The following is a 12859-nucleotide window of genomic DNA, read 5'->3' on the forward strand; positions in this document are numbered from 1 at the left end:
GACGACCGGCATGAGAAGGGGCCGACCGGAACTCCGGTCGGCCCCGTGAGGCGTCCTGCAAGCGCGTTTCTACAGGTACTGGCCGGTGTTGGCGACGGTGTCGATGCTCCGGCCGGAGTCGGCGCCCTTCTTGCCCGAGACCAGGGTCCGGATGTAGACGATCCGCTCGCCCTTCTTTCCGGAGATGCGCGCCCAGTCGTCGGGGTTGGTGGTGTTGGGCAGGTCCTCGTTCTCGCTGAACTCGTCCACGCACGCCTGGAGCAGGTGCGCGACGCGGATCCCCTTGACCCCGGTGTCGATGAAGTCCTTGATCGCCATCTTCTTGGCGCGGTCGACGATGTTCTGGATCATCGCCCCGGAGTTGAAGTCCTTGAAGTACAGGACCTCCTTGTCGCCGTTGGCGTAGGTGACCTCCAGGAAGCGGTTCTCCTCGGTCTCGCCGTACATCCGCTCGACGACCCGCTGGATCATCGCGTCGACGGTGGCCTTCGGGGAGCCACCGTGCTCGGCCAGGTCGTCGGCGTGCAGGGGCAGGTCGGCGGTGATGTACTTGGAGAAGATGTCCCGGGCGGCCTCGGCGTCGGGACGCTCGATCTTGATCTTGACGTCCAGGCGCCCCGGACGCAGAATCGCCGGGTCGATCATGTCCTCGCGGTTGGAGGCGCCGATGACGATGACGTTCTCGAGGCCCTCGACACCGTCGATCTCGCTGAGGAGCTGGGGAACGATCGTGTTCTCGACGTCGCTGGAGACCCCCGACCCGCGGGTGCGGAAGATCGAGTCCATCTCGTCGAAGAACACGATGACCGGGGTGCCCTCGCTGGCCTTTTCGCGGGCCCGCTGGAACACCAGGCGGATGTGGCGCTCGGTCTCGCCCACGTACTTGTTGAGGAGCTCGGGCCCCTTGATGTTGAGGAAGAAGCTCTTGCCGACGTCGCGGCCGGTCTTCTCGGCGACCTGCTTGGCCAGCGAGTTGGCCACGGCCTTGGCGATGAGCGTCTTACCGCACCCCGGCGGACCGTAGAGCAGCACGCCCTTGGGCGGGCGCAGCCGGTGCTCCTGGAACAGCTCCTTGTGCAGGTAGGGCAGCTCGACCGCGTCGCGGATGAGCTCGATCTGACCACCGAGGCCACCGATGTCGGTGTAGGCGATGTCGGGGACCTCCTCCAGGATGAGCTCCTCGACCTCGGACTTGGGGATGCGCTCGTAGACGTAACCGGAGCGGGCCTCCATGAGCAGGGAGTCGCCGGGGCGGATCGGCTGATCGCGCAGCGGTTCGGCGATCCGGACGATCTTCTCCTCGTCGTGGTTGGAGATCACCAGCGCGCGGTCGCCGCCCTCGAGGATCTCCTTGAGCATGACGACCTCGCCGACACGCTCGAAGGACTGCGCCTCGACGACGTTGAACGCCTCGTTGAGCATGACCTCCTGGCCCGGCCTGAGGTCGGAGATCTCCACCGACGGGCTGACGTTGACCCGCATCTTGCGCCCGTTGGTGAAGATCTCGACGGTCTCGTCGTCGCGCGCCTCGAGGAACACCCCGAACCCCGAGGGCGGCTGGGCCAGCCGATCGACCTCCTCCTTCAGCGCGACGATCTGGTCACGGGCCTCCTTCAGGGTCGCCACGAGCCGCTCGTTCTGTCCGTTCGTCGCGGCCAGGGCGGCCTGCGCCTCACGGAGACGATCCTCGAGCAGCCTCACGTGACGGGGGGAATCGGCGAGCTTGCGCCGGACTACGCTGAGTTCCTTCTCCAAATAGGAGACCTGAGCCGTGAGTTCCGCCTCACGGTCGCGCTCCGCCTGACGCTCGTCGTCGAGATCGGCCACGTCCGCCACCTCCCTAGAAGAGGACGACTACTCGGAACCCTACCTACCCATAGCCTTTTCCTAACCTCTCCGCGACGTCCAGTGTCGAACGACTCACTTTTCGATCTTGTAAACGCCTAGCTCAGCCTGGTAACGGCCGCTGGGGCGTAATGAGAACGTAACGTGTCGATCATGCCTCGGCCGGGCCCCGGGTGTCCTCCGCGGCCACCTGCTCGGCGGGGGTCACGTCCTCCGTCTTCTGGACCGCCTTCCAGTCCTCGCCGTAGGCGCCCTTGGCGGGGCGACGGCGGCGCTCGGGGGCGACGGCCCCGTCCGCCAGCCGGCGCGCGGTCACCAGGAACCCGGTGTGCCCGATCATCCGGTGGTCCGGGCGCACCGCCAGGCCTTCGACGTGCCAGGTGCGCACCATGGTCTCGAACGCGCTGGGCTCGTAGAAGGAGCCGTGCTCGCGCAGCGCCTCGGTGATGCGCGAGACCTGGGTGGTGGTGGCGACGTAGACGCAGATGAGCCCACCGGGGATGAGGGCGTCGGCGACGACGTCCAGGCACTCCCACGGGGCGAGCATGTCGAGGACGACGCGGTCGACCTCGGTCTCGGCGATCGACTCGGCGAGGTCCCCGACCGTGAGCCGCCAGGCCGGGTGCTCGCGTCCGAAGAAGCGCTCGACGTTGGCGCGGGCGATGTCGGCGAAGTCGGCACGGCGCTCATAGGAGGAGACCATGCCCTCCTCCCCCACGGCGCGCAGCAGCCAGCACGACAGCGATCCCGATCCCGCGCCCGCCTCGATGACGCGCGCGCCCGGGAAGATGTCGGCCTGGGCCACGATCTGCGCGGCGTCCTTGGGATAGACGATCGTCGCGCCGCGCTTCATCGACAGCGTGAAGTCCGCGAGGAGCGGACGCAGCGCCACGTAGGCGGTTCCCGAGGTCGCCCGGACGACGCTGCCCTCGGGGCTGCCGATGAGATCGTCGTGGTCCAGACGCCCACGATGGGTGTGGAAGGCCGTGCCGGCACGCAGGGTGATGGTGTGCATCCGTCCCTTGGGGTCGGTCAGCTGCACGATGTCGCCGTCTTCGAAGGGTCCGCGGCGGCCATGGATGCCGGTCACTGGGTTCTCGTCTCTCACTTCGGGGGTGGTGCAACGGGGAGGATACGGTCGCCCAGGGTATCCGCGATGACCTGCAACGGTGTAATCGGCCAAGCGGGGCACCCCGGCGGGGCCCGCGAGCGCCTCCCGCAGGCGGTTGAATACGGGTAGGGACGTGGCCACGGTCCCTCCGACAGGCCGGACGAGCGGCCGGTCGGGGCCGAGACGGAAAGGCATGGACGCGCATGGCGAACGAGGCGCCCAAGGTGGGCCTGGGCATCGACATCGGCGGAAGCGGGATCAAAGGCGCACCGGTGGACCTGTCCACCGGAACCTTCATCGTGGACCGGATGAAGCTGGCCACCCCCCAACCCTCCACGCCACGGGCGGTCGCCGCGGCCGTGGCCGAGATCGCGGCGGCCTTCCCCGAGCACGTGGACCCCGGCTGTCCGCTGGGGGCGACCTTTCCCGCCGTGATCCAGCACGGGGTGGCGCGCAGCGCCGCCAACGTCGACAAGTCCTGGATCGGGGTGAACGTCGAGGAGCTGCTCGCCGAGGCGACCGGGCGCGCCGTGCACGTGCTCAACGACGCCGACGCCGCGGCGGTCGCCGAACACCGCTACGGCGCGGCGGCCGGGGTGCGGGGAGTGGTGTTGTTGACCACCTTGGGCACCGGCATCGGCACGGCCCTGCTCGTGGACGGCCGGCTGGTCCCCAACACCGAGTTCGGGCACCTGGAGATCGACGGGCACGACGCGGAGAGCCGTGCCGCCTCCAGCGCCAAGGAACGGGAGGACCTGTCCTACGAGCGCTGGGCGCGGGAACGGCTGCAACGCTACTACTCGGTGGTCGAGGACCTGCTGTGGCCGGACCTGATCGTGGTCGGCGGCGGGGTGAGCCGCAAGGCCGACAAGTTCCTGCCCCACCTGCGGCTGCGCACCCCGATCGTGCCCGCGCAGCTCCGCAACACGGCCGGCATCGTGGGCGCCGCGGCGCTGGCCGCCGACCTGTTCGACGGGGCCTGACCGCCTCCCGCGGGCGGGCTCCCCACGGCCCCGCCGGCGGGTCAGTACTGCCCCGGCAGGAGCATGCGGACGATGCGGCGGGCCGCCTCGCTGGTCCGGGACGCCGGGGTGAGCGGGGTCAGCGCCCACCACGCCCCCTGGTCGTCGGGGCAGTCCAGCCACCACCACAGCCGTCCTCGATGCGGACGGAGAATGGCCCGGCGCCGCGGGCCCTTCGGGTCGATGCCGTCGGCGCGGCGTGGAGCCGCCTCGACGGCGCCCGTGCCACCATCGGGACGGACCTCAAGGCCCGCCGCGCGGAGTTCGAGCGTCAGCGCACGCAAGGCATAGGCCCACTGCACATCACCCCTGCCTCGGTCAAGGCAGTGACCGTCTCCGGTCAGCATCGAGCCATCCTCGATGGGCGTTTCAGGGGGCATCTGGGGATCCACTTCAACAAGATTTCCCACGCGAACGGGACTTTGGTCCCTTGACTCTGCCCCTTCCGGGGAGGCGGCATACCCCTTTTATGCCCATCACGCATTGCATCAATTGTCTTACACATAGCCACCGGACCTCGATGACCTCCCTAATCTAGGCTCATGCCCCAGCGTGACGGTGCTCTGCCTCCGGAGTTTTGGACCCGCCCCGCCGTAGCGTCCGCGCTCTCCTCGTGCGACGTCGCGGCGATCATCGAGGCCATCCGGCTCGCTCACGGATGGTCCCAGTCCCACCTGGCCCGGACACTGGGGTACTCCCAGAGCTGGGTGTCCCGGGTGGTCAACGGCCAGCAGTCGTTGACCATCGACCAGGTCAGGGAGGTCTCCCATCGGCTGGGAGTCCCGGTCCACCTGCTCCGGTTCGCAAGCGCCGGGCCCATCCCCGGCGCGTCGGCACCCTCACGTCCCTCCACCACGCGTGTGGCGGGCGACGGAAAGGGGGCGGATCCCACGAGACGCCGGGATTTCGGAAAGGTCCTCGCTCTGGCGACGCTGCCGCGACCGGCCGGGGCCGGGCGCGGTGACATCGACGAGACGACCGCTCCCACGCTGCGCGCCATCACCGGCGGGCAGCGGCGCCTGGACGCTTCGGCGCCGGCGCGCGAGCTCGCCAACGCCGCAGTGGCCCACCTGGAGCTGACCGGGCGCACGCTGGCGCGCGCCCACCGCACCCCCTTCGCGCGCGACATCGCCGCGGCGGCCAGCGAGGCCGCCGGCTTCGCGGCCTGGTTGCACGTCGACATGGGCGACGACGGTTCCGCGCGCCGTCACTACCGCGCCGCGGTCGAGCGCGCCGGTCAGGCCGGGCACGCGCTGCTGGCCGCCTACATGCTCGGCAGCCTCGCGGCGTTCGAGATCGACGACGACGATCCCTCCCTCGGATTGACCCTGACCGCCGAGGCGGGACGGCGGCTCGGCCACAACGCCCACCCCACCGCGCGGGCCTGGCTGGCGTGCGTTCGCGCCCTGGGGCACGCGGGACGGGGCGATGCCGCCGCGGCGCACCGCGAGATCGCCTCGGCCGAGGCCGCGGTGAACCGCTCCGACAACTCCGAACCCCCCTGGCCGTGGGTGTTCGCCTTCGACGAGGCCAAGGTGGCCGGCTACCGGGCGTTGACGGCGGTGCGGCTACGCCAGCCCAACGAGGCCCGGCGGGCCTTCTCCGACGCCTTCGGCGGCGTCCGGCCCGGAGCCAAGCAGGGCGCGGTGCTCATGGTCGAGCTCGCCAGCGCGCACGCCGACGCCGGTGACGTCGACGAGGCGTTCCGTCTGGCGGGCGAGGCGCTGCGCACGGGCGTCCTCTTCCGGTCCGAACGGATCATCGGCCGGGTACGCCGGTTCCGCCGCCACTACCGTGGGCCCCGGGCGCGTTGTGTGAGCCTGCTCGACGAGCAGCTCACCGAGGCCCTGCTCTCCGGAGCGCTGCCCGCCTGACCCCCTATCCCCCTGAAGAAGCCGAGGAGGACACTGCGATGCGTCGCGTCGCGATCACCGGCCACCGGGAACTACCGGTGGACCTGCAACGTGTCGTCGACCGTGAACTGCGCCGACACCTCGGCGGAGACGGCTCCCCTCTGGTGGGCCTGACCTGCCTGGCCGACGGCGCGGACACGATCTTCGCCCGCGCGGTCTTAGACGCCGGAGGCACGCTGGAGGCCGTCGTGCCGGCCGAGGGGTACCGTCGCTCCCTGCCGGCCTGGCATCGGGCGGTCTATGACGCGCTGCTGCCGCGCGCCCGGCAGGTGCACCGGCTCCCGTTCGCGGAGTCCACCCCCGAGGCCCACCTGGCGGCCGGCCGGCTGCTGGTCGACGAGTGCGACGAGCTGGTCGCGGTGTGGGACGGCGAACCCGCCCGCGGTCCGGGCGGTACCGCGGACGTGGTCGCCTACGCCCGGGAACGCGAACGCCCGGTGCTGGTGATCTGGCCCGAGGGCGAACGGAGGTGAGGAGCGCCCGCGCAGCGGGCGCGCTCAGGAACCGGTGACGGCCGCCTGGACGTCGCTGCTGCGCAGAACGCCTTCGACACGCCCCCCGGACCCCGTGAGGAGGTACTCCTGCGCGGGGTGCGCGTGCAGGGCCTCCAGCAGCTCGACGCCCTCCAGGCCGGCGTCGAGCACACCCCCCGGCAGGATCGCGCGGGCGGCGCTGGACAGGGGCACCCAGGGCCGGCGCGCCTCGGGGATGGCGGCGATCGCGGCGTCGCTGACGATCGAGGTGGGCGTGTCGTCGGTGTCGATGACGACGATCGCCTCGGCACCGGCCTCGTCCATGCGCCGCAGCCCCTCGGCCACGGAGGTGTCGGCGGTCAGGAGTATCGCCTCGCGGGCCAGGCTCCGGGCCCGCAGGCCCGGCAGGCGCTCGCGCAGGCGCGCGGCGCGCAGCGACGACGTGGCACCTGACCAGATGAACCCGCCGAGCAGCACGGCCCACAGGATCGCGAAGAGGTTCGGCGAGCCGGCCGTCCACCATGCGGACAGGAAGGGCAGCGCGATGACGGCGGCGGCCAGCGCCCGCCCCACCCAGGCGGCGGCCAGGGTCCCCGCGTAGGGGCGGCGGGTCACCCCCCACACCAGCGCGCGCAGCAGCCGACCGCCGTCCAACGGCAGGCCGGGCAGGAGGTTGAACACCCCGACGAGCAGGTTGGCGACCCACAACTGCCACAGGAGCACGCCGACGATGGTGTCGGGGTCGGCGAACCCGTAGGCGACAAGCCCTCCGGCGGCCAGCACCAACGACAGCAGCGGCCCGGAGAAGGCCACCCAGAACTCCCGTCCCGGGGTCGGCGCCTCGCGTTCGATCTCCGAGACCCCGCCGAGCATGTACAGCGTGATCCGGCGGACCGGCAGCCCGTACCTGCGGGCCACGACGGAGTGCGCGAGCTCGTGGACGAGCACCGAGGCGTACAGCAGCACCGCGAAGACGAAGGCCACGAGGTAGGACAGCGGGCCGAGGGCGAGCCTCCCCTCGACCAGTGGCGCGTAGAGCACCGTGATGATCGCCGCGATGATCAGCCAGGAGGGCGCCACGTGGACCGGGATGCCGAACGGGCTTCCCATGCGAAGGGTCCGGCGACCGCCCTTCGCGCTGTCGGCCCGGGAACGTCGTGGGGGGTCGGGGCGATCTCGGTGCGTCACACTGCCAGGCTACGCGGTCGGCCGCGGTCGCCGTGCCGCGGTGGAGCCCGCGTAGGCTGGGGCCATGTCCTCCCCGCACGCCCCCTCCCCGGCTCGGGCGCTGTCCCCCTCCCGGGCCACCGACTTCCTCCAGTGCCCCCTGTTGTTCCGGCTGCGTGTCATCGACCGGGTCCCCGAGCGTCCCAGCCCCGCCGCGCTGCGCGGCACGTTGGTCCACGCGGTCCTGGAGCGGCTCTTCGAGCTCGCGCCCGACACCCGCACCCCCGACTCCGCGCTGGCGCTGCTGGAGCCCCAGTGGAACCGGTTGCGCGAGAAGCAGCCCGAGGCCGCGGAGCTGTTCGCCGACGAGGACGAGCTCGCGGCGTGGCTCGACGGGGCGCGCGAGGCCATCAGGCGCTACTTCTCGATGGAGGACCCGGGGCGGCTGGAGCCACGCGAACGTGAACTGCGCCTGGAGGTGACGCTGGAGTCGGGGCTGCGGCTGCGCGGTTACGTCGACCGTCTCGATGTCGCGCCGGACGGGCGCATCCGCGTGGTGGACTACAAGACCGGCAAGGCCCCGGCCAAGCCCTACCGCGACAAGGCCTGGCTCCAGGTCCACTTCTACGCCCTGATGGTCTGGCGCGAGTTCGGCGAGATCCCCACCCGCCTCCAGCTGATGTTCCTGGGAGACGGGGAGTGGCTGTGGTACGAGCCGACAGAGGCCGACCTGCGTGAGGTCGAGAAGAGGATCACCGACATCTGGTGGCAGATCGAGGAGACCGCCCGCTCCGGGCAGTGGCGGCCCCGCAAAAGCCCGCTGTGCGGGTGGTGCGACCACCGCGCGCTGTGCCCGGAATTCGGCGGGACCCCGCCCGAGCTCCCCGCCGGCGGGCAGGCGACCGTCTTCGCGCCGCTGCCACCCGAGACGGCCGTGAGGCCCGACCCGCGCGCGTGAACGGTTCCGGGGCCGCGCGGCGGCCCCGGATGGGGGACAATCCCCTCATGCCCATCAGCGTCCTGCTCGTCGACGACCAGCCCCTGCTGCGCACCGGTTTCCGGATGATCCTGGAGGGGCAGCCGGAGATCTCGGTGGTCGGGGAGGCCTCCGACGGTTACGGCGCGCTGGCCTCGGCCAGGCGTCTGCTGCCCGATGTGGTGCTGATGGACATCCGCATGCCCGGCAGGGACGGGATCGCGGCGACCCGGGACATCCTGGACTGGGCGAAAGAGGCCGGGCAGCGGGTCCGGGTCCTCGTGCTGACGACCTTCGACCTGGACGAGTACGTGGTCGAGGCGCTGCGCGCGGGCGCCAGCGGGTTCCTGCTCAAGGACGTGCCTCCCGACGAGCTGGTCACCGCGATCCGGGTGGTGGCCGAGGGGGCCGCGATCGTCGCCCCGACCGTGACCCGGCGGCTGCTGGACCGCTTCGCCGCGCGCCTTCCCTCCGCGCGGCCGGCGCCCGCCCCGGCCGTCGACCGGCTGACCGAACGCGAGCGCGAGGTCCTGCGCCTGCTGGCGCGCGGCCTGTCCAACGCCGAGATCGCCGAGCGCCTGTTCGTCAGCGAGACCACGGTCAAGACGCACGTGGGCAACGTGTTGACGAAGTTGGGGCTGCGCGACCGGGTCCAGGCCGTCGTCCACGCCTATGAGACCGGTGTGGTGCGTCCCGGCGAGGACGACTAGCCCCGCGCGGTCGCGCCCCTCGGGTTCGGCGCCCCGGTGACACACCTCACCCGGACCGGCGTCCTCGCGCGCCAACCCCTGCGGCGAGGCGGACGTCCCACGGATGGCCGCCCGCGACGCGACCGCCCGGCACCGCTTTCCTATGGTGCCGTGGCGACACCGCCGGATCGGGTAGAGCCGTCCCATGACCCGACACCAGGACCCTGGTTCCTGACGGGTCCCCTCATGCCCGAGGAGGTATCGAAACCCACCGATGGCGCAGCGACCAGAACGGCACGACCCGCCGAACGAAGAGAACCCACTGAGCCGGCTCCGGGACTGGCGAGCCGCCCGGGAGTCCGAGATCCACGCCGAGGGCCTCGACGACGACGTCGTGGAGCTTCCCGACCCACGCGCGATCGATCTCGTGTTGCGCGTCGGCGAACTCCTCCTCGCCAGCGGGGAGGGCACCGAGGCCGTGAGCGAGTCGATGCTCAGCCTGTCGGTGGCCTTCGAGCTGCCCCGCAGCGAGGTGTCGGTGACGTTCACCGCCATCACCCTGTCCTGCCACCCCGGGGGCGACCACCCCCCGATCACCGGCGAGCGCGTGGTGCGCCGGCGCACGCTCGACTACTTCCGGGTGGGCGAGCTGCACGCGCTGGTCCAAGACGCCGCGCTGGGACAGGTGGAGCTGGAGGAGGCGATCGCGCGGTTGCGCGCGATCAAACGGGCCCGGCCTCCCTACCCCAACTGGCTGCTGGTGTGCGGTTTCGGGCTGATCGCCTCCAGCGCGAGTCTGATGGTCGGCGGGCAGTTCATCGTCGCCACCGCGGCGTTCCTCGCGACGGTGCTGGGCGACCGCGCCTCGGTGATCCTGGCCAAACGCGGTGTGGCCGAGTTCTACCAGATGGCCGCGGCCGCGGTGATCGCCTCCAGCATGGGGGCGGCGCTGCTGTGGGTGAGCTCGGAGCTGGACCTCGGCCTCCAGGCCGGCGCGGTCATCACCGGCAACATCATGGCGCTGCTGCCGGGACGCCCGCTGGTGACGAGCCTGCAGGACGGGATCAGCGGCAGTTACGTCTCCTCCGTGGCGCGGCTGCTCGAGGTCTTCTTCACCCTGGGCGCGATCGTGTCGGGGGTGGGCGCGGTCGCCTACACCGCGGTCCGCCTGGGGGTGGACGTCAACCTGGAGAACCTGCCCTCCGCGGGCACCTCCCTGGACGCGGCGGTGCTCGTGGGGGCCGCCGGGATCGCGATCGCCTTCGCGGTCTCGCTGGCCGTGCCCTGGCGCATGCTGCCGGCGATCGGGGCGCTGGGGGTGCTGATCTGGGTGATCTACGTGGGCCTGCGCACGCTGCTGGAGGTCCCCCCGATCGTGGGGACCGGCGCCGGGGCCGTGGTGGTGGGCGTCATCGCGCACTGGCTGGCGCGGCGCACCCAACGGCCGGTGCTGCCCTACATCATCCCCTCCATCGCGCCGTTGCTGCCCGGCAGCATCCTGTACCGGGGGCTGCTGGAGATCAGCCTCAACGACGCGGTGGCGGGGCTGCTCAGCCTCTCGGAGGCGGTCGCGATCGGGCTGGCCCTGGGGGCCGGGGTGAACCTGGGCGGCGAGCTGGTGCGCGCCTTCCAGCGGGGTGGCCTGGCCGGGGCCGGCCGGCTGGGGCGTCCGGCCGCCCGGCGGACCCGCGGCGGCTACTGACCGGCCCGGGCACACGTCGGCCCCTCGCCCGTGCGGGCGAGGGGCCGATGTGTCGGGAAGCCCTCGGTGTCAGGCCGCCGTGCCCTCGGAGGCCGCAGCCTTCTTGGCCTCGGCGCGCAGCCGGGCGCGCTCGGCGCGGTGGGCCTTGGCCTCGTCGGGGTCGAGGACGGGGGCCGCCGCGAGCAGCTGACGGGTGTACTCGTGCTGCGGGTCCTCGTAGACGGAGTCGCCGTCGCTCATCTCCACGACCCGGCCCTTGCGCATGACCGCGACCCGGTCGCTGACCTGGCGGACCACCGCGAGGTCGTGGGCGACGAAGATGAGCGTCAGGTTGAAGTCGTCCTGGAGCTCCGAGAGCAGGCGCAGCACCTGGTCCTGGGTGGAGACGTCCAGCGCCGAGACGGGCTCGTCACAGATCACCAGCTTGGGCTGGAGGATCAGCGCGCGGGCGATCGCGATGCGCTGGCGCTGGCCGCCGGAGAAGGCGTGCGGGAACCGGTTGTAGTGCGAGGGCTCCAGGCCGACGCGCTCCAGCAGCTCCTGGACCTTCTTCTTGATGAGCTTGCCGTCCTTCTCGCCCTGCACCTTCAGCGCGGTGCCGATGCTGTCGCCGATCGTCAGACGCGGGTTCAGCGACGAGTAGGGGTTCTGGAAGATCATCTGGATGTCGCGGCGCAGCGGGCGCAGCTGCCGCTCCGGCAGCTTGGTGATGTCGCGTCCCTCGAACAGGATCCTGCCCTCGGTCGGCTGGAGCAGCCGCATGATCATCCGCGACAGGGTGCTCTTACCCGAACCGGACTCGCCGACGATGCCCAGCGTCTCACCGCGGTACAGCTCGAAGGAGACGTCGTCGACCGCGTAGAAGTCGCTGGCCTTGCCGAACATGCCGCCACGCACCTTGAAACGCTGGCGGACGTTCTCGACCTTGAGCAGCGGCTCGCCGGGGGTGGTGGACTCCTGCTTCTCCGGCCGGACGCTGGCGCCGGTGGGCTGCGGGGCCGCCGCGGAGCCGCCCTCGCGAGCGGCGCGGTCGGCCCGGATCTCGGCCCGGCGCTGGGCGCGGGAGACCTCGACCCGCGGGACGGCCGCGAGCAGCGCCTGGGTGTAGGGGTGCTCCGGCTCGCTGAGCACGGTGCGCACGTCGCCGCGCTCGACCGCCTTGCCCTTCTTCATGACCAGGACCTCGTCGACGGACCCGGCGACGACCGCGAGGTCGTGACTGACCAGGATCAGCGCCATACCGAGGTCTTGACGCAGGTCCTCCAGCAGGTCGAGGATCTGGGCCTGCACCGTCACGTCCAGCGCCGTGGTGGGCTCGTCGGCCAGCAGCACCTTGGGCTCGCAGACCAGTCCCATCGCGATGAGGACGCGCTGGCGCATACCGCCGGAGAACTCGTGCGGGTAGGAGTTGATGCGCTTGGCCGGGTCGGGGATGCCGACGCGCTCCAGCGCCTCGACGGCCCGGGCGCGCGCCTCCGCGGTCGAGGCGGAGGGGCGGTGGGTGCGGTAGGCCTCGATGAGCTGGTTGCCGATCGTGTACTGGGGGTGCAGCGACGACATCGGGTCCTGGAAGACCATCGCGATGTCGTTGCCGCGCAGTTCACGGATGCGGGCGTCGGAGGCGCTGACGATGTCGGTGCCGGCCACGGAGATCTCTCCGGTGATGCGGGCCTTGGTGCCACGGTGCAGGCCCATCAGGGCCAGCGACGTCGCGCTCTTGCCGGAGCCGGACTCGCCGACGATTCCCAGCGCCCCGCCGGGCGCCACCTCGAAGGACAGCCCGTCGACGGCGTGGACGTCACCGTCCATCGTCGGGAAGGTGATCTTGAGGTCACGGACGCGGACCACCGGCTCGGTGGTCGGTTCGGCGCTGTGTCCGGTTGGGGTCATTGCCGGTCTTCCTTCGGCTCGAAGGCCCCGGACGCAAAGGCGGGGCACACAGAGAGATGGTCGTCGTCGGG

General features: G+C 71.4%; 11 protein-coding genes. 6 read left to right on the forward strand and 5 right to left on the reverse strand.

Annotated features, from left to right (window positions below; translation table 11 throughout):
* Positions 1-69: 69 nt before the first annotated feature.
* A complete protein-coding gene (gene arc / locus ACYVHU_RS22245) occupies positions 70-1836 on the reverse strand; it encodes a proteasome ATPase (protein ID WP_144390267.1) in 1767 nt (588 codons plus the stop codon).
* 160 nt (positions 1837-1996) lie between these two features.
* Positions 1997-2935: a tRNA (adenine-N1)-methyltransferase gene (locus tag ACYVHU_RS22250; protein ID WP_432939987.1), complete on the reverse strand. Its 939-nt coding sequence runs from the start codon at positions 2933-2935 to the stop codon at positions 1997-1999.
* Between the two features lie 224 nt (positions 2936-3159).
* Between ACYVHU_RS22250 and ppgK the strand changes: the two genes are divergently transcribed.
* Positions 3160-3939, forward strand: a complete 780-nt coding sequence (gene ppgK, locus ACYVHU_RS22255) for a polyphosphate--glucose phosphotransferase (RefSeq protein ID WP_078763773.1) — start codon at positions 3160-3162, stop codon at positions 3937-3939.
* Between the two features lie 41 nt (positions 3940-3980).
* Here ppgK and ACYVHU_RS22260 read toward each other — a convergent pair whose 3' ends face one another.
* Positions 3981-4358, reverse strand: coding sequence for a hypothetical protein (locus ACYVHU_RS22260; protein WP_498949430.1), 378 nt, complete (start codon positions 4356-4358; stop codon positions 3981-3983).
* A gap of 162 nt (positions 4359-4520) precedes the next feature.
* Between ACYVHU_RS22260 and ACYVHU_RS22265 the strand changes: the two genes are divergently transcribed.
* Positions 4521-5852: a helix-turn-helix domain-containing protein gene (locus ACYVHU_RS22265; RefSeq protein ID WP_078763774.1), complete on the forward strand. Its 1332-nt coding sequence runs from the start codon at positions 4521-4523 to the stop codon at positions 5850-5852.
* 38 nt (positions 5853-5890) lie between these two features.
* Positions 5891-6364 carry a hypothetical protein gene (locus tag ACYVHU_RS22270; RefSeq protein WP_078763775.1) on the forward strand — a complete coding sequence of 158 codons (474 nt, stop codon included), beginning with the start codon at positions 5891-5893 and terminating at the stop codon, positions 6362-6364.
* Positions 6365-6388: 24 nt separating this feature from the next.
* Here ACYVHU_RS22270 and ACYVHU_RS22275 read toward each other — a convergent pair whose 3' ends face one another.
* Entirely contained in the window at positions 6389-7474 is a 1086-nt protein-coding gene (locus tag ACYVHU_RS22275) for a site-2 protease family protein (RefSeq protein WP_078763776.1), read from the reverse strand.
* Between the two features lie 142 nt (positions 7475-7616).
* On the opposite strand from ACYVHU_RS22275, the gene ACYVHU_RS22280 reads away from it, so the two are divergent.
* The 3 genes from ACYVHU_RS22280 (at position 7617) to ACYVHU_RS22290 (ending at position 10898) form a co-directional block, all read left to right on the forward strand.
* Positions 7617-8489: a RecB family exonuclease gene (locus ACYVHU_RS22280; RefSeq protein WP_078763777.1), complete on the forward strand. Its 873-nt coding sequence runs from the start codon at positions 7617-7619 to the stop codon at positions 8487-8489.
* A gap of 47 nt (positions 8490-8536) precedes the next feature.
* On the forward strand, positions 8537-9217 hold the full coding sequence (locus ACYVHU_RS22285) for a response regulator (RefSeq protein WP_078763778.1): 681 nt from the start codon (positions 8537-8539) through the stop codon (positions 9215-9217).
* 253 nt (positions 9218-9470) lie between these two features.
* Positions 9471-10898 (forward strand): threonine/serine exporter family protein, encoded by a 1428-nt coding sequence (locus ACYVHU_RS22290; RefSeq protein ID WP_078763779.1) that lies wholly within the window; start codon positions 9471-9473, stop codon positions 10896-10898.
* A gap of 69 nt (positions 10899-10967) precedes the next feature.
* On the opposite strand, the gene ACYVHU_RS22295 is transcribed toward ACYVHU_RS22290, so the two are convergent.
* On the reverse strand, positions 10968-12788 hold the full coding sequence (locus tag ACYVHU_RS22295; protein WP_078763780.1) for an ABC transporter ATP-binding protein: 1821 nt from the start codon (positions 12786-12788) through the stop codon (positions 10968-10970).
* Positions 12789-12859 lie beyond the last annotated feature (71 nt).

It is taken from the genome of Marinactinospora endophytica (genome assembly GCF_054780875.1).